Source organism: Parafrankia soli, from assembly GCF_001854695.1.
Taxonomy (GTDB): domain Bacteria; phylum Actinomycetota; class Actinomycetes; order Frankiales; family Frankiaceae; genus Parafrankia; species Parafrankia soli.
This window is the reverse complement of record NZ_MAXA01000036.1, coordinates 18,814-34,023: the sequence shown is the minus strand read 5'-3', so window position 1 is coordinate 34,023 and position 15,210 is coordinate 18,814. Positions and strand designations below refer to the sequence as shown.

The 15,210-nt window shown below is 72.7% G+C and carries 14 protein-coding genes; 4 read left to right on the top strand and 10 right to left on the bottom strand.

What is annotated here, in order from left to right; genetic code table 11:
• The first annotated feature begins 102 nt into the window (after window positions 1-102).
• On the top strand, window positions 103-1,560 hold the full coding sequence (locus BBK14_RS04970; protein ID WP_241831153.1) for an NHL repeat-containing protein: 1,458 nt from the start codon (window positions 103-105) through the stop codon (window positions 1,558-1,560).
• On the opposite strand, the gene BBK14_RS04965 is transcribed toward BBK14_RS04970, so the two are convergent.
• Window positions 1,561-2,217 (bottom strand): AMIN-like domain-containing (lipo)protein, encoded by a 657-nt coding sequence (locus BBK14_RS04965; protein WP_071060017.1) that lies wholly within the window; start codon window positions 2,215-2,217, stop codon window positions 1,561-1,563.
• Window positions 2,218-2,495: 278 nt separating this feature from the next.
• Here BBK14_RS04965 and BBK14_RS04960 point away from each other — a divergent pair, with 278 nt between their 5' ends.
• Complete coding sequence (locus BBK14_RS04960; protein ID WP_241831143.1) at window positions 2,496-4,127, top strand: serine/threonine-protein kinase; 1,632 nt, start codon at window positions 2,496-2,498, stop codon at window positions 4,125-4,127.
• 128 nt (window positions 4,128-4,255) lie between these two features.
• Window positions 4,256-5,707: an extracellular solute-binding protein gene (locus BBK14_RS04955; protein WP_241831142.1), complete on the top strand. Its 1,452-nt coding sequence runs from the start codon at window positions 4,256-4,258 to the stop codon at window positions 5,705-5,707.
• A 97-nt stretch (window positions 5,708-5,804) separates the two neighbouring features.
• Here BBK14_RS04955 and BBK14_RS04950 read toward each other — a convergent pair whose 3' ends face one another.
• Both BBK14_RS04950 and BBK14_RS04945 read right to left on the bottom strand, forming a co-directional pair.
• Entirely contained in the window at window positions 5,805-6,365 is a 561-nt protein-coding gene (locus BBK14_RS04950) for a VOC family protein (RefSeq protein WP_071060015.1), read from the bottom strand.
• A gap of 415 nt (window positions 6,366-6,780) precedes the next feature.
• Window positions 6,781-7,968: a cytochrome P450 gene (locus BBK14_RS04945; protein ID WP_071060014.1), complete on the bottom strand. Its 1,188-nt coding sequence runs from the start codon at window positions 7,966-7,968 to the stop codon at window positions 6,781-6,783.
• A 338-nt stretch (window positions 7,969-8,306) separates the two neighbouring features.
• Here BBK14_RS04945 and BBK14_RS04940 point away from each other — a divergent pair, with 338 nt between their 5' ends.
• The gene (locus BBK14_RS04940) at window positions 8,307-9,017 is read left to right on the top strand and encodes a TetR/AcrR family transcriptional regulator (protein ID WP_071060075.1); all 711 of its coding nucleotides are present in this window, start codon (window positions 8,307-8,309) and stop codon (window positions 9,015-9,017) included.
• An 81-nt stretch (window positions 9,018-9,098) separates the two neighbouring features.
• Here BBK14_RS04940 and BBK14_RS04935 read toward each other — a convergent pair whose 3' ends face one another.
• Genes BBK14_RS04935 through BBK14_RS04905 form a run of 7 tightly spaced genes read right to left on the bottom strand, consistent with a single transcriptional unit; the run spans window position 9,099 to window position 15,209 of the window.
• Window positions 9,099-10,136 (bottom strand): phosphotransferase, encoded by a 1,038-nt coding sequence (locus tag BBK14_RS04935; RefSeq protein ID WP_071060013.1) that lies wholly within the window; start codon window positions 10,134-10,136, stop codon window positions 9,099-9,101.
• Window positions 10,133-11,200: a phosphotransferase family protein gene (locus BBK14_RS04930; protein ID WP_071060012.1), complete on the bottom strand. Its 1,068-nt coding sequence runs from the start codon at window positions 11,198-11,200 to the stop codon at window positions 10,133-10,135. The genes BBK14_RS04935 and BBK14_RS04930 overlap by 4 nt, the downstream gene beginning before the upstream one ends.
• A gap of 44 nt (window positions 11,201-11,244) precedes the next feature.
• A complete protein-coding gene (locus BBK14_RS04925; RefSeq protein WP_071060011.1) occupies window positions 11,245-11,679 on the bottom strand; it encodes a nitroreductase family deazaflavin-dependent oxidoreductase in 435 nt (144 codons plus the stop codon).
• A gap of 31 nt (window positions 11,680-11,710) precedes the next feature.
• Window positions 11,711-12,958 carry a cytochrome P450 gene (locus tag BBK14_RS04920; protein WP_071060010.1) on the bottom strand — a complete coding sequence of 416 codons (1,248 nt, stop codon included), beginning with the start codon at window positions 12,956-12,958 and terminating at the stop codon, window positions 11,711-11,713.
• A 4-nt stretch (window positions 12,959-12,962) separates the two neighbouring features.
• Window positions 12,963-13,742 (bottom strand): SDR family NAD(P)-dependent oxidoreductase, encoded by a 780-nt coding sequence (locus BBK14_RS04915; RefSeq protein WP_071060074.1) that lies wholly within the window; start codon window positions 13,740-13,742, stop codon window positions 12,963-12,965.
• 5 nt (window positions 13,743-13,747) lie between these two features.
• A complete protein-coding gene (locus BBK14_RS04910) occupies window positions 13,748-13,999 on the bottom strand; it encodes a ferredoxin (RefSeq protein WP_071060009.1) in 252 nt (83 codons plus the stop codon).
• A 1-nt stretch (window position 14,000) separates the two neighbouring features.
• Entirely contained in the window at window positions 14,001-15,209 is a 1,209-nt protein-coding gene (locus BBK14_RS04905; protein ID WP_071060008.1) for an amidohydrolase family protein, read from the bottom strand.
• Window position 15,210: the final 1 nt, after the last annotated feature.

Here is a 15,210-nt window from a genome sequence, read left to right as displayed (position 1 = left end):
GAACCGCCCGCGGAGCCGCGACGCCCCTGGAGGTCCACGATTCCCGGCAGTTGGCGGCGCCTCCCGTGGCGGCCCTCTCGGCAGTTCGCGTGGCGGTTCCTCATGCCGGCACGCGGTGGGCGTGCCCGCGCCGGGCTGGGCGTGCTGTTCCTCTGCGCCGCGGCGGCCCTCGTCGCGACCGGTCGCGGGGCCGCACCCACCGAGCTCGAGCTCACCGACGGCGGCGTGTGGCTGGCCACCACCAGCACGGGCACCCTCACCCACCTGAGCGGACCAGCCGGGCGGGCCGACGCCGCGGTCACCGTGCCCGGCGCCGTCGGACGTGACCTGACTGTCGCCCGCACCGGCGCGGCGGTCCTCGTGGCCGACCCCGGTTCGGGCCAGGTGCACCTGGTCGACCCTGCCCGGCTGGCCTCCGTCCGCTCGGCGGATCTGGGACCCGGGGTGACGATCGTCACCTCGGCGACGGCGGCCTACGCGGTCGACCCGGCGTCCGGGCGGGTCCGGCGGCTCACCCGCGACGACCTCGCCGGCGCCGGCCCCGTCCTGGAGCTCCCGCCGCCGCTGGGGCGCGCGGCGCTGACCGACGACGGAACCCTGTGGGTGCCGGTCCGGTCCGCGGGCACAGTCGTCGCCCTGCGGGACGGCGCCGCCGAGCCGCCGCACCCGGTCGCCCCGCCCGGCAACGCCGTCGACGTGGTCCTCGCGGGCGGGCACCCGCTCGCCGTGGACACCACCGCCGCCACCGTCACCGCCCCCGACACGGGCCGCGTGATCGCCCTGCCGCCCGCCGGCCCGACCAGCGGACCGCTCCCCGGCCTGCTGGCGCCGCCGCGCACGGACGGCGGCCCCGTGCCCCTCCTCGACCCGGCCACCCGCCGCCTGTTCCTCGTGGACGTCGATCAGGGCTTGGTGACCACGGTGACCATCCCGGACATCCCCGGATCGGGCCAGCTCGGCACACCGGTGGTCCATGCCGGTCACGGGTACGTGCCGGACTCCGCGCTCGGCGTGGTGCTCGACTACGACATCGCCCGCGGCGGCTTCGGCGATCCGGTGCCGGTCGCCGCGCCCGCCGACCAACCGCGGCTCACGGTGGCCGTCGACGGCGACCTGGTGTGGATCAACGACCTGGCCGGGCCGAACGCCGTCCTCATCGACGGCCGGGGGCGGACGGCGATCGCCAAGCAGCCGCCGGATCTCGCCGGTCTGGCCACCGAGGCGGCCCGCCCGCTCCCGCCTGCGCCGCCGCTGCCGACGGCAAGGCGGCCGTCGGCGCCCGGCCCGGCCCGCGATCCGGGGCCGGCCACGCCGACCGCACCAGCCGCGCCGACGGGGACGGCCGCGCCGCGGACCACCTCCACCGGGCCGCCCACCCCGCCCGGACGGACCACGCCCGAGCCGACCATCGTGCCGCCACCCACTCCACCCCCGCCGACCGGGCCACCACCAACCGGACCACCGCGGACGGCACCGCCGGACGGCACGCCGCCGCCGCTCCCCTCCCCGACCGTCGTGCCCCGGCCGACCACCACACCGCCCGGGACCGACCTCGGGTGATCAGCCCGCGAAGTCGATCGCCAGCCGGGCGGGGTCACGCAGCTCGACGACGCGGAAGCCGACCCGGGAGCCGAGCCCCACGCCGATGTGCACGTAGCCCTCGTAGTCACCGGCGAGCGCGTAGCTGATCGGGCCGGACAGCTCACCCCCGAACTGGGGGGTGGTCAGCGTGGACTCCCCCGCGTCGCCGTGCGCCACGGCCGGGGTGACGACGATCTCGAAGGTGACCGGGCCGCGCAGCGGCAGCGGCGCCCCCGAGCCGGGACGGAACACCTGGTCGACATAGCCCGCTGTGTAGCCGGGCAGGCCGCCGGCGAACTCGAGCACGAGCCGGTTGTAGGCAGCGCCCCCCTGCACGTTGCGCGCGGCGCGCAGCGCGACCAGCCGCGCCGGCGGCGTGACCTGGTGCTCAGCGCGCACCTCGCGGGTCGTCCAGGTCGACGGGGCCGCCGCCGGCCCCTCCGCCCCGACCGATCCGGACGGACCGCCCGATCCGGGGGTGCCGGCGGGGCCGGCTGACGGGGACGTGCCGGCCGGGCCGGACGAGACCGCCGCGCTGGTGCGCGGTGCCGGCGCCCCGTCCGGCCCCGATCCGCCCGTGCCGTCGCCGCACGCGGCGAGCGTGGTGAGGGCGGCACCCAGCAGGACCGCCAGCACGGCGGCCCCGCCCGTCCCGGGACGGATGACACGCCGCGAGCGACAGCGGGGGCCGAGGCGGTGCGGACTGAGGCGGTGGGGGGTGAGAGAGCGCTCCACGAGGGCCTCCGGGCGGACGTGCGGGAACGGGGCGATATCCGCAGTGTGGGCCGCGTCCTACGAAAATCAATGCCGTCCCACCTGCGGATATATGTGTCGCAGTACGATTCGCTCGAATCGTGCCGGGAATCCGGACGGTGGCCTGGTCTGGGGCTTTGGGGGGTACGCGGACCGTGAGCATGAGCGGCGTCGAGGTTCAACCATCGCGACCGAGTGACCCTGTCTCGCTGGGACGGCACCGGGTGCTCGGCCGTCTCGGTGCCGGTGGCATGGGCGTGGTCTACCTGGCCGAGGGCCCGTTCGGCCGGGTCGCGGTGAAGCTCGTCCGCGAGGAGCTCGCGGACGACCCGGACTTCCGCCGCCGGTTCCAGCGCGAGGTCCAGGCCTGCTTCCGGGTGGGCGGCACGCACACCGTCCGCCTGGTCGACTTCGAGCTGGACGCCGACCGGCCCTGGCTGGCGACCGAGCTCGTCGACGCGCCGAGCCTGTCGACCCACGTCCGGTTACACGGCCCGCTCGGCCCGGACGAGCAGACGGTGCTCGCGGCCGGGCTCGCCGACGCGCTGATCTCGATCCACACGGCCGGGATGATCCACCGGGACCTCAAGCCGTCGAACGTCCTGTGGACGGCGCACGGGCCGAAGGTCATCGACTTCGGCATCGCCGCGGCGGCCGACGCCGCGGTGATCACCCTCAGCGGGCAGTTCGTCGGCACTCCCGGCTGGCACGCCCCGGAGCAGGTCTCCGGCGCGGAGGCGACCCCCGCCGCCGACATCTTCGCCTGGGGCGCGCTGCTGTGTTTCGCCGCGACCGGCGAGGCACCGTTCGGCACCGGGCCCGGCGCGGCGGTGCTGCACCGGGTGCTGGCGGCCGAGCCGTCCACAGACCCCGAGCGGATCGCGCCGGGGCTGCGCCAGCTCGTGTCCAGCGCGCTGGCCCGCGAGCCGGCGGACCGGCCCACCGCCGAGGCCCTGTTCACCGAGCTGGTGGGTTCGCTGCCCGACGGCGCCGACGGCTCGGCCACCCGGTTCCTGCAGACCCGGCCGGTGGCGGCGGCGACACCGCCGTGGTCGGCGACCATCCCGCCGACAGACGACAAGGACGACCCGGCACCCGACCAGGCAAAGCCAGGCCAGTCGACGTCCGACCAGGTACGGCCCGACCGGTCGACGCCGCAGCAACCACAGCCGGGACGGCGCAGGCGGCGCCGGGTGGTCATCGCGCTCGTGGCGGCCGTGGTCGTGCTGGCCGCGGGCGGGACGGCGGCCGCCCTGCTGACCACCTCCGGCGGCGACGACGGCACGTCCGACACCACCACCTTCACCGCCGACTTCACCGCTGACGCGCCATGGCGGCTGCGGATCTCCGACGAGATCCAGGGCACCGACGACACCGGCTGCACGGTCACCGTCACCGACACCGCGACGGGCGACAGCCGCTCGATCCCCGGCGTCTACGGGGAGAAGATCTACCAGGTCTCACAGGTTGGGACGTTCCGCTTCGGGGTGAACAACCCGGGCTGCGTGGTCCAGGGCCTGGAGACCGCGGGTGACGCGTCGCTGCCGTTCGCGACCGTCCCGTACATCGGTGACACCGAGGCCTTCCGCACCGAGGGCACGGTCACCGTCGAGGTCTTCGACTTCAGCGGCAGCGAGGACTGCACCCTCGAGCTCCACTCGGCCGCCGACGGCCGGATGCTCAACTACGGCACCGCCCGCCCGGACAGCCCGACAATCACCCTGGACGCCGGCGGCCCCGACCAGGTCTACCTCGCCGAGCCGCCCTGCGGGCTGCGGGTCCTCCCCGGCTGAGCGCGCCGGTAGGGGCGCCCCTGTCGGGTGGCGGCCTGGGCTTTCGGCCCGGTCCGGGGCGATGCTGTCACCGACGGAAACCGGGCACCCGCAGCGGACCGAGGGCATGCCCACCGAAGGGAGCGACGATGCTCGGGAACGTGTCAGAACCCCGCCCACGGCACCTGGACCCGCGAGGTCCGGGCACCCGCCTGGGCCCGGGCACCCGCCGGGCCGGCTCGTCCCCACGCCGCGCCGGGCCGCTGGGCGCGCTGCTCGCCGGGACGGTCACGGTCGGCCTGCTCGCGGGCTGCGGCGGCGGCTCCGGCGCGGCCACCGATCCGGCCGAGAGCCTGCGCCCGACGGCACGGCCGGCGACCGCGAACGTGGACGACGTCGCCGGCGCGAAGGCGTCGCCGGAGTGCGCCGCCGCGGTGAAGACGCTGCGGATGTTCGCCCTGGGGTCGCTCAACGACGCGGCGAAGTCGGGCAAGGCGTACATGGAAAAGGCCCATCCCGGCCTGACCGTCGAGCTCACGGCCGACGCGACCGGCTACCCCCAGCTCGTCCAGCAGATCAGCGCGGACCGGGCCGCCGGGCGCCCGGCGGACGTCGCGGTCGCCGGCTTCGACCTGCTGCCGACCTTCGCCGACAAGCTCGGCGCGCAGCCGCTGTCGCCCCGGTTGCTGCGGGCGTCCTACGACCAGCGGTTCCTGCCGCTCGGCGAGTACGGCGGCCGGCTCGTCGCGGTGCCGCAGCAGGTGTCCACGCTCGCACTCGTCTACAACGCGGACGTCCTGGCGAAGGCCGGGGTCGACCCGAAGACGCTGGGCACGACCACGGGGGTGCTCGCCGCGGCCGAGCGGATCAGGAACTCCGGTCAGCAGATCCAGCCGATCGACCTGCCGACGGGCGGGTTCGCCCAGTGGTACCTGACCACGCTGGCCAGCTCGAAGAACACCCCCGCGATGAAGGCGGACGGCCAGCCCGACCTGACCAGCCCGGCCGTCCGCGAGGCCGCCGCGTTCCTGGCCAAGGTGGGCACCTACGGAACACAGTCGAGCGACCCGACCACGCAGGGCCTGCTGCGCTTCGGCATCCGGCAAGAGACGGCGATCAGCGCGGTCACCCTGCCGTCGCTGGCCGCGGGGCTGCGCTACGTCCATGATCAGGGCGCGCAGGGCTTCAAGGTGGGTGTCGCCCCGTTCCCGACCCTGCCCGGGGGCACTCAGCACCCCGTCGCGGGCGGCAACGGGCTGTCCGTACTGTCGACGGACCGCTGCCAGCGGGAGATGGCCACCGAGCTGGTCGTCGCGCTGCTCGCCCCGGACGTGATCGCCGCCGGCACCGAGGCGTTCAGCTTCCTGCCGGTCGACACCGAGGCCCGCAGGCAGCTCGCGCCGTTCTACCGGGAGTTCCCGGAGCTGACCCAGTTCGACGCGCTGATTCCGGATCTCGTCCAGGCGCCGGCCTGGGGCGGTGAGCGCGGCGGCGAGGTCCACGACGCGCTGAACGACGAGGTGGTCGCAATCATGACAGGAGCCGACCCCGGCACCACCCTCACCGCGGCCCAGCGGAAGATCGCCACCCTGGTGAAGTGATCTCCCGCTCGGGACAGTTCGGACCCCGGGCACCACCCTCACCACGGCCAGTGGGAGATCGCCGCACCGGGACGATGATCTCCCACTCGGGATGTGTTCAGACGCCGAGGGTGCGGACGGGATCGGTGCCGTCCCAGCCCTCGGTGGCGGCGCGGACGAACTTGGCCATGCCCTCCGTGGCCGGGTTCAGCTCCATGATCTCGATGATGGTGGCCGGGCCGGCGGGCGGCTCGAAGTAGGCGTAACGGGTCGCGCCGTCACCGCCGCCGGTCCAGACGATCGGCCAGCCCGCGGCCTCGATCGAGCTCATGGTGGCGTCGAAGTCCGGGGCCCACCAGGCGAGCTGGTGGAAGCCCTCCTTCCCGGACTCGAGGAACTCGGTGTAGATGCTGGGCGCGTCACCGTGCTGCTGGATCAGCTCGACCTGCATGTCGCCGGTGTTGGAGAAGGCGACCGACATGGTCACCTCGCAGTCCTTGCCGCGGAAGAGCCCCGCCTGCGGGTGCTCCCGCAGCACGTACCAGGGGCCGACGCCCAGGCTCAGCCAGGAGGCGATCGCCTCGTCGAGGTCGCGGACGATGTAGCCGATCTGGCGCGCAACGCCGGGCAGGACGTCCGGGTTGACGGCGGTGGGCGGGGTGGTGGGCGAGGTGGTCACGGTCCGCTCCTCGGGTCTGACGCGGCTCCGGCCGGACCCGCGGGCTTGGGTTGACCGGGACCGAGCTCCGCAACAGCGGCCAGTCCCGCGACGCGGGGGAACGCTAGCCGTGCCGGCGGAAATGCGTCAACTGTTCTCATCTGTTCTCATCGCCGCTGGAACTGGGCCGGTCACGTCGACGCGGCGCGGCTGGCTCGGCTGGCGCAGTCGCTGGTCAGCGAGGGCGCCCGCCACTGGGCGGCCGGCGCTTACGCGCCGCGGTCGTTCGCCGACGTCGTCACCGAGGACATCACCGCTCTCATCGCCGGCTTCAGCCAGCCGCCGCCACCACCCGCCTGAGCCCGTCACCTGAGCCCGCCGGCTCCACCCCGGTCCGGGAGGATCCCTGACGTGGCCTCCCGGACCGGGACGACGCTCAGACGACGAGCGGCAGGTGCTCGTACCCGCGCACGGTGCTGGTGTGCAGCCGCACCGCGCTGTCGTGGTCGACCTGGTAGTTCGGGAAGCGGCGCAGGGTCTCCTCGATCCCGATCCGGCCCTCCATCCGGGCCAGCGCCGCGCCCAGGCAGAAGTGGGCGCCGCGGCCGAACGCCACGTGGCCGTCGAACTTACGGTGGATGTCGTAACGGTCCGGGTCGGTGTACTTGCGCCCGTCCCGGCCGGCCGATCCGGTGAGCAGCAGAACCTTCGCGCCCGTCGGGATCGTCGTCCCGTGCAGCTCGACGTCGTTCTTGAGCATGCGGCCCTGCACCGGGGACGGCGCCTCGTAGCGCAACGTCTCCTCGACGGCGTTCGACAACAGCGACGGGTCGGCGGCCAGCTCGGCCCGCTGGTCGGGATGGGCCTCGAGCAGCACACACGCCCAGCCGAGCAGCCGGGCGACGGTCTCCGTCCCGGCGCTGACGATCTCGTTCGTGACCGACGCCGCCTCCGGCGTGGTCAGCCTGCGGCGCTCGCCGTTCCCGTCGGTGACCTCGGCCTCGGCGAGACCGGTGATCATGTCGTCACGCGGCGACCTGCGGCGGTCCTCGATCAGCCCGGCGAAGTAGGTGCGCAGCTTGATCGTGGCGGCGTGGGAGGTCTCGTTGACCATCCCGACGCCCTCCTCGATGTGGAAGGTCAGGTCGATGGTCCTGCGGACCTCCTCCCGGTCTGCCGGGTCGACCCCGATCAGCTGGGAGATCACCTTCGAGGGGAGCTGCGCGGCGAAGTCACTGATGTAGTCGAACCCGCCCGCGCCGATCTGCGGGTCGAGCATCTCCGCGCACAGGACGCGGATGTGCTCCTCGAGCGCGGCGATCCGGCGCGGGGTGAAGGCGCGGGACACCAGCGACCGCAGCAGGTGGTGGGCCGGGGCATCCGTGAAAATCATGAAGCCGGGCGGCATCGGCTCCGGCGTCATGATCTCCAGGATCGTGCCGTGCGCGGAGCTGTAGGTGTCCGCGTTGACGTGGGCGGCGTCGATGTCGGCGTGCCGGGAAAGCGCGTAGAAGTCGAACTTGTCGTTGCGGTAGACGGGCTCCTCGTCACGCATCCGCTTCCAGAGCGGGTACGGATTGACGTCGATCACCTCGTCGAAGGGATCCCAGTATAATTCGGCCACTGTCGTAGATCTCCTCGTCGCGTTCACAGGCACGGCGTCCACTGGCACTTTCCAGAAGACAGTCTTAGTCGCCCGGCCAAGCCCACACAAACGACGAATACCGGTGTGACCTGCGCCACCATGGCCCCGAGTCCGGCCCGGTCGTGGTCGGTCGCGCTCCGGCTGCGGTCCGGTCGCGACAGGGGCGGACCGGGCGGGCGGGAATACAGGTGCGGTGCGCACGGAGATCCCTCGGGGACGAACGGTGTGAACGCCGACACTGGTAACGTCGGAGAGTGTCCTGGGCCGAACGCGCCGCCGACCGCTCGCCGTCGGTCCAGCGTTCGAGATCGCGCAGCATGCGGCAGGCGAAGGTCATCGTCGAGGCCGCCGAGCGGCTCATCCTGCTCAACGGTGCCCGCTTCACGACGCAGGAGCTCGTGAAGGAAGCCGGCATCGCGACGCAGACCTTCTACCGGCATTTCACCGGCAAGGATCAGCTGCTGCTGGCCGTCATCGAGGACATCATCGCCAACCAGACCGCGCGCTACGAGGCGTCCGCGCAGCACCTGCCGGGCCCGGTCGCCCGGCTGCGCCACTACGTGCGGTCCGCGGTGTCGTCGCTGAACGCGCCGGGCTGGGAGGGTGCCGGGGCCCGGTTCATCCCCGCCGAGCACTGGCGCCTGCACCAGCTGTACCCGGAGGAGCTGGCGCACGCGACCCGGCCGTTCGCCGACCTGGTCGCTCGTGAGCTGACCGCGGCGCAGGAGGCCGGCCTGCTCGCCCCGCGGCACATCGAGCGCGACGCCACGGTGGTCGCCCGACTGGTGACCTCCGTCTACCACCACTATGCGTTCGCCAGAACGGACGAGACGGCCGAGTCGATCGGCGACTACCTGTGGTCCTTCTGCCTGGCAGCCCTCGGCGGCAGCCCGGAGGCGGAGCAGCCCGCCGAGCCGGCCCGGACGCATCCGCCGCCGGAATCGGCGACTCCCGCCGTTCAGACTGTCCTGCCGCAGCAGGCTCCCGCGGCCGCGCGGAAGCGACCGCTGCCACAGGCCGCGCGGTAGACACCAGCCCCACAGCCCGGCCCCGAACGCGGGCACGCCCGTCTCCAGCAGCCACGGGTGGGCGCCGGAGACGGGCGGCTGTCAGACTCCGAGCAGGTCCAGGCTCCCGTGCTGGGCCACGGCGAGGCCGAGTCGGGCGGTCAGGTGCTCGACGATCGGGCGGTCCACCGCCCGGGTGATCGCCCACAGGTAGAAGCCGTACGGCAGGTGAGCCCGGTACGCCCACCAGGCGTCGTCGCGCGCGGGCGGGGTGACGCCGTGTGCGGCCAGCCGGCCGAGGTAGTGGTCGAGCAGGTCACGCTCCGAGCGGGCCCGCTCATCGGGGTCCAGGACCGCCGCCAGGTGGTAGCCGACGTCCAACGCCCACACGCCGTGCTGGGCGACCTGCCAGTCGATGAGCCCCGGGGAACCGTCGGCCAGCTCGTAGACGTTGCCGGTGTGCAGGTCTCCGTGGACGAGACAGCGCGGCTGGTCACTGATCCCGGCCAGTCTGCCCATCGCCGCCAGCAGCCGGTCCGCGCGGCGGACGTCATCCGGCACCGCCGGCACCCGGCCGTCGTCGAGCTGAGTCTGGAGCTGCTCGGGCGCCAGGACCCGGGCGAGCGACGCGAGCCGGGGCGGGAACGCGGCCGTCAGCTCGCCCTTGTCCTCCCAGGTCGCCGCGTGCAGCGCCGCGAGCTGGTCGAGCGTGCCGGTGGCCTGTTCGGCGTCGTAGCCCACGAGCGGGTCGAGGAAGGTGGCACCGGCCTCGACCAGGTCCTCCATCAGGACGAGCGCGTGGTTCGTCTCCTCGTCGACCGCGGCGTGCACGCACGGCGGGGTCCGCACCGGCAGGGTGGAGGCCCACTGCCGGTAGAAGTCGGCCTCGACGCGGGTGCCTCGCCCGCGCACGGCGGGGTTGAAGTACCCCTTGGCGCACAGCGCCGCCGGCGCGCCGTCGACCGCCTGCGCGTACTCGACCTGGAAGCGCACCTTCGTCGCGACGGTCTGCAGCCGCTGCGTCACCGTCGTGCCGGTGACGACCGCCCCGGGCCACGACTCACCCAGTACCGCGGTGAGCCACTCGGGCGATCGCACGACCTCCTCGTCCCATGGCGCGGGGCCGCCCGGGATGCTCATGACAGTTCCTCCGGGTCGAGGTCGAGCAGGCGGTAGGCGCGTTCCAGGTAGGGGCCGCGCTCCGACCTGCCCGCCAGCGGGAGCCGCATCGACCGACGGGTGTGCAGGCCGAGCAGGGCCGTTTTGACGCAGGCGAAGACCTCGTGCCAGAGCAGGTTCTCGACCCGCCGGCCGGTCAGCTCCTCCCAGAGGTCGATGGTCTCCTGCCGGGTGCCGAGACCGTCGAGGCGCGGCACGCCCTGGAAGGAGCTGTGGATCTCGTCGAAGTGCAGCCACCAGCCGAGATCGGCCATCGGGCCGGCCAGCGACGCCTGCTCCCAGTCCATGACGCCGACGACCTCGAAGTCGTCGCCGAACATCATGTTGCCGATCCGGGCGTCGCCCCAGGACAGGCCCGGCACGGGCTCGGCGGGCCGGTTCGCGGCCAGCCACTCGAACAGGGTGCGCACGGCATCGGGCGCCTCGTCCTCGAGCGCCCACGCCGCGAAGCGGTTCCAGTAGGTGAGCTGCTGCTCGGGGCCGGTGCTGCCCAGCTCGGCGAGGTCGACGAAGCCCACCTCGTCCACAGGCATCATGTGGATGGCGGCGAACTGGTGCATCGCGCTCTCCCACAGGGTCCGCCGCTGGGCGGGTGTCGCCTCCGTCAGCCACCCCGTCTTGTTGTAGACCGGCATGCTGACCGGCACCCGGCCGCGCATCCGGCGCATCACGAAGAACGGCTGCCCGAGCAGCGCGGCGTCGTCCTCGAACCACAGCGTCTCCGGGACGCGCACCGAGCCGTTGCGGCGCAGGGCGGCCAGCAGGTCGTACTGCATCCGGAACCGGGGGTCGAGGAACATCTGGTGTTCGGGCCTGGGCCCGATCCGCAGGACCAGGTCGTCGACGCGGCCCGCCGAGCGGGCTTCGAGCAGGATCGTCTCGTTGGAGACCCCGGCCCCGGTCGGATAGGTCAGCTCGCCCAGCGTGACGTCGTCGACGCCTAATCGGGCCGCGAGCCACGGGCGCAGGACCTCGACCGTGGCGTCGAGGTCGCGGCCCTTGGAGAAGACCGGTGCGACGCTCATCCGTACTGCTCCTTTCATCGCGATCGCGGCAGCAGGCCGGCTTCTCAGGACGGGGTGAGGACGACGACCGGGATGACCCGGTCCGTGCGGGTCTGGTACACGTCGTAGTTGGGCCAGCTCGCGGTCACGATCTTCCAGAGCCGGGGCTTCTCGTCCTCGGACGCCGTCCGGCCCACCACCGGCAGGTGCAGGCCACGGACCTGGATCTCGGCCTCGGGATGCGCCGTCAGGTTCCAGTACCAGGCCGGGTGTTTCGGCGCTCCGCCGGTGGATGCCACGACGAGGTAGTCGTCCCCGTCCCGCGCGAAGATCAGGGCGGAGGTGCGCTTCTCGCCTGACTGCCGGCCGACCGTGGTCAGCAGCAGGGTCGGCACACCGTTCCAGAGGTAGCCGACCTCACCGTCGGTCTCCCGGTAACGCGCGATGTGCTCGGCCCCGCGCAGACTCAGGTCCGGGGCGGTGTAGCCRGTCTCGCTCATGGGATGTCTCCTCACCCCCGAGGTCTCGGGGTCACCCGAAGACGACGGGGATCTCGGTCGCGCCTCGCTCGTACATGCCGATGAAGCGGGGTGCCTCGCGGTCGGGGTCGAGGCGCAGGTCGGGGAGCCGGTCGAGCAGCGCCCCGATCCCGACCCGCATCTCGGCGCGGGCCACGTGCATGCCCAGGCAGACGTGGGCGCCCCCGCCGAAGGCGAAGGACGGCCGCAGGGCGCGGGTGATGTCGTACTCGTCCGGGCGGTCCCAGCGGGCCGGGTCGCGGTTGGCCGCGCCGATGCACAGGTGCAGCACCGACCCGGCCGGCATGTGCACGCCGAAGAAGTCGACGTCCTCGGTCACCCAGCGGGAGAACATCGGGTCGGTGGGTGACCACCGCAGCGACTCCTCGATCGCCAGCCGGAGCAGCGAGCGGTCGGCGCGCACCGCGGCCAGCGCCTCGGGGTGCTGCAGCAGCGCGGTGAGCGTGATGCCCATCTGCTTCCAGGTGGTGCCGGAGCCGGCGGTCAGCAGCAGCACCGAGAAGGAGTAGATCTCGGCGTCGGTGAGCCGGTGCGTGACCCCGTTCTCGTCGGTCATCTCGGCCTGCACGAGGATGCTGATCAGGTCGTCCTGCGGGTCCGCACGCCGGGCGGCGACGATCGGCTCGAGCATCCGCACGATCTCGTCGGGCCTGGTCAGCGCGGCACGGATGTCGAGCGCCTGGTCGACGGGCACGCCGAAGCTGCTGGTGATCGTGAGCACCGGGATGGCCGCGCAGAAGTCCACGTTCAGCTCGGCCCGCCCCGCGTCGACGAACCCGTCGATGAGCAGGTCGACGGTCTCCTCGATCCAGTTGCTGATCCACCATTTCGCCTTGCCCGGCACGAACGAGGGCTGTACGAGCCCCCGGTACCGGCGGTGCTGCCTCCCGCCCATCGACAGCATGCTGTTCGTCGCGCCGTACGGGCCGTTGTTGGGATCCACCGGCCCGGCCGCCGACGCGAACACCTCGGGATCGCGGTAGGCGGCGTCGCACGCGGCGTAGCTGAAGGCGGAGAAGTGCGGGCGGTCGGGGTACGGCAGACCGGAGAACATCGCCGGGCCGTCGAAGCCGGTCAGCTCGTGGACGATCCCCGGGTGCACCGGGGCCTGCTCGCGCAGCCGGTGCCAGACCGGGTACGGGTCCTCCCGGTAGCCGCCGCCCATGTGCACGTTGTAGCTGCTGCGCAGGTCGAACAGCTGCCGGACCCGCTCGCGGTCGAGAGTGGCCGTCGTGCTCATCGGGTCACCTGGCCACGTATCCGCCGTCGACCGGCAGCAGCACACCGGTGATGTTGAGCGCGCGGTCGGAGACCAGGTAGACGGCGGCCTCGGCGCAGTCCTCGGCCGTGATCGGGCGGCCGAGCGGATGGGTGGCCCCGACGTTCTCCACCATTTTCTCCCGGGCGTCCCCCGAGATGGTGAGCCCGCCGGCGGCCATGAAGTTGGTGTGCGGCATCCCGGCCGGGCAGATCGCGTTCGCCCGGATGCCGAACGGCGCGCCCTCGATGGCCACCGCGCGGGTCAGCTGGTGCACCGCGCCCTTGGTGGCGCCGTAGACGGAGCCGCCCCAGGCGACGAGGCCGGCGACCGACCCGGTGTTGAGGATCGCCCCGCCCCCGCCCTGCCGCTTGAACTGCAGGACGGCCTGCTTGCAGCCGTTGAAGACGCCCCCGAAGTTGACCGCGACCAGCCGCTGGAAATCCTCGGCGGTGTGGTCCTCCAGCTTCGCGCCCAGCCGCGGGGTCGGGACGCCGACGTTGTTGAAGACGATGTCGATCCGGCCGAACTGCGCCACGGCCGCCTCGATCGCGGCGGCCACGTCGGCCTCCTTCGAGACGTCGCACTCGGCTGCCGCCGCGGTGCCGCCGGCCGCCTCGATCGCGGCCGCCGTCTCCTTGATCCCCTCGGGCCGGATGTCGGCGCACAGCACCCGGGCGCCCTCCTCGGCGAACCGCAGTGCCGAGGCGCGGCCGACCCCTGAGCCGGCACCCATCACCACGGCGATCTTGCCGTCGAGCATCATGCTCGTCACGCTCCTGTTCCGTCCTGCGCCAGGCCTGTGTTCTGCGCCAGGCCCGCGTCGTGCGCCAGGCGCAGCGCGCCGGTCGGGCACGACTCGACGGCGATGCCGACCACGTCGGYCGGGTCGTCGGCCTCGGCGAGGACGACCGCCTTGGCCTGCTCGTCCTGGGTGAAGGTGCCCGGCGCGTAGTCCACGCACATGCCGCTGCCGATGCACCGCTCGCGGTCGACGACCGCGAGCGGTGTCCGCCCTGCCATGTCAGGCCTTCGCGAGCACAGGCGGCTCGGCCGGCGTGAACCGGTACAGCCGCTCGGCGTTGCCGCGCAGGATCTTGTACTGGACCTCCTCTGACAGGTGGCCGATCCGGTTCTTCACGACGTCGATGCAGTTCGGCCAGGTCGAGTCGGAGTGCGGGTAGTCCGTCTCGCACATGATGTTGTCCTCGCCGATCTCGTCGATGCTGGCGATGCCGTGCGCGTCGTCGATGAAGCAGCCGAACACGTGCTCACGGAAGCTGGCGCGGATGTCGAGGGTGTCCAGGTCGAGGGCGTCCGCCCCGGCGTGCTCGTTGAAGCGGACACCACGCTTGACCCAGTGGCGCTGCTTGTCGATCACCTGCTCGGCGCGCTCCAGGTAGTACGGCATCCAGCCGATCTCGCCCTCGGAGAGCGCGATCTTCAACTTCGGGTACCGCTGGAACATCCCGCTGAACAGCCAGGAGAGCATGGCGCCCGAGGTACGCATCGCGCCCCAGGTCAGGTTCGCCATGAACGGCGCGTCGGGAGCGATCTTCGGCACCTGCGACGAGGAGCCGACGTGCATCGACGCGACCATCTCCAGGTCGTTCGCGGCAGCCATCACCGGCTCCCAGTACCCGTCGCGGTCGTGGATGGTCGGCAGGCCCAGCGGGGCCGGGTTCTCCGAGAAGGCGAAGGTGGTGGACCCCTTCGCCGCGCAGCGCTCCAGCTCCTTCACCGCGAGCTGCGGGTCCCAGAGCGGGATGAGGGTGAGCGGGATGTAGCGGCCGGGAGCACTGCCGCACCACTCCTCGATCATCCAGTCGTTGTAGATCTTCAGGCACACCAGGCCGAACTCGCGGTCGCTCGCCTCGGAGAACATCTGCCCGCAGAACCGGGTCACCGTCGGGAAGCACAGCGAGGCCAGGATGCCGGCCCGGTCCATGTCCTCCAGGCGGGCCCGCGCGTCGTAACAGCCGGGCCGCATCTCGGCGTAGGAGAGGGGCTCGGGGCTGAACTCCTCCTTCTCCTTGCCGGCGACGGCGCTCAGCCCGGAGCTCGGGAAACGCTTGCCGTCGTAGACCCAGCAGTCCATTCCCTTGTCGTCGATCACCATGTGGGGGGCCCGGTCGTGGTCCTTGGCGGGGAGCCGGTCGGTCCACAGGTTCGGCGGCTCCAGGACGTGGTCGTCGACGGAGATCAGCCAGTCCAGCGGCAGTGATGACGTCATC

Excerpts from the sequence above, each read along its gene's own strand:
- BBK14_RS04935 (WP_071060013.1), bottom strand. The coding sequence starts at position 10,136 with ATGAGCATCCCGGGCGGCCCCGCGCCATGGGACGAGGAGGTCGTGCGA.
- BBK14_RS04915 (WP_071060074.1), bottom strand. The coding sequence starts at position 13,742 with ATGATGCTCGACGGCAAGATCGCCGTGGTGATGGGTGCCGGCTCAGGG.
- BBK14_RS04970 (WP_241831153.1), top strand. The coding sequence starts at position 103 with ATGCCGGCACGCGGTGGGCGTGCCCGCGCCGGGCTGGGCGTGCTGTTC.
- BBK14_RS04960 (WP_241831143.1), top strand. The coding sequence starts at position 2,496 with ATGAGCGGCGTCGAGGTTCAACCATCGCGACCGAGTGACCCTGTCTCG.
- BBK14_RS04920 (WP_071060010.1), bottom strand. The coding sequence starts at position 12,958 with ATGAGCACGACGGCCACTCTCGACCGCGAGCGGGTCCGGCAGCTGTTC.
- BBK14_RS04940 (WP_071060075.1), top strand. The coding sequence starts at position 8,307 with ATGCGGCAGGCGAAGGTCATCGTCGAGGCCGCCGAGCGGCTCATCCTG.
- BBK14_RS04930 (WP_071060012.1), bottom strand. The coding sequence starts at position 11,200 with ATGAGCGTCGCACCGGTCTTCTCCAAGGGCCGCGACCTCGACGCCACG.
- BBK14_RS04955 (WP_241831142.1), top strand. The coding sequence starts at position 4,256 with ATGCTCGGGAACGTGTCAGAACCCCGCCCACGGCACCTGGACCCGCGA.
- BBK14_RS04905 (WP_071060008.1), bottom strand. The coding sequence starts at position 15,209 with ATGACGTCATCACTGCCGCTGGACTGGCTGATCTCCGTCGACGACCAC.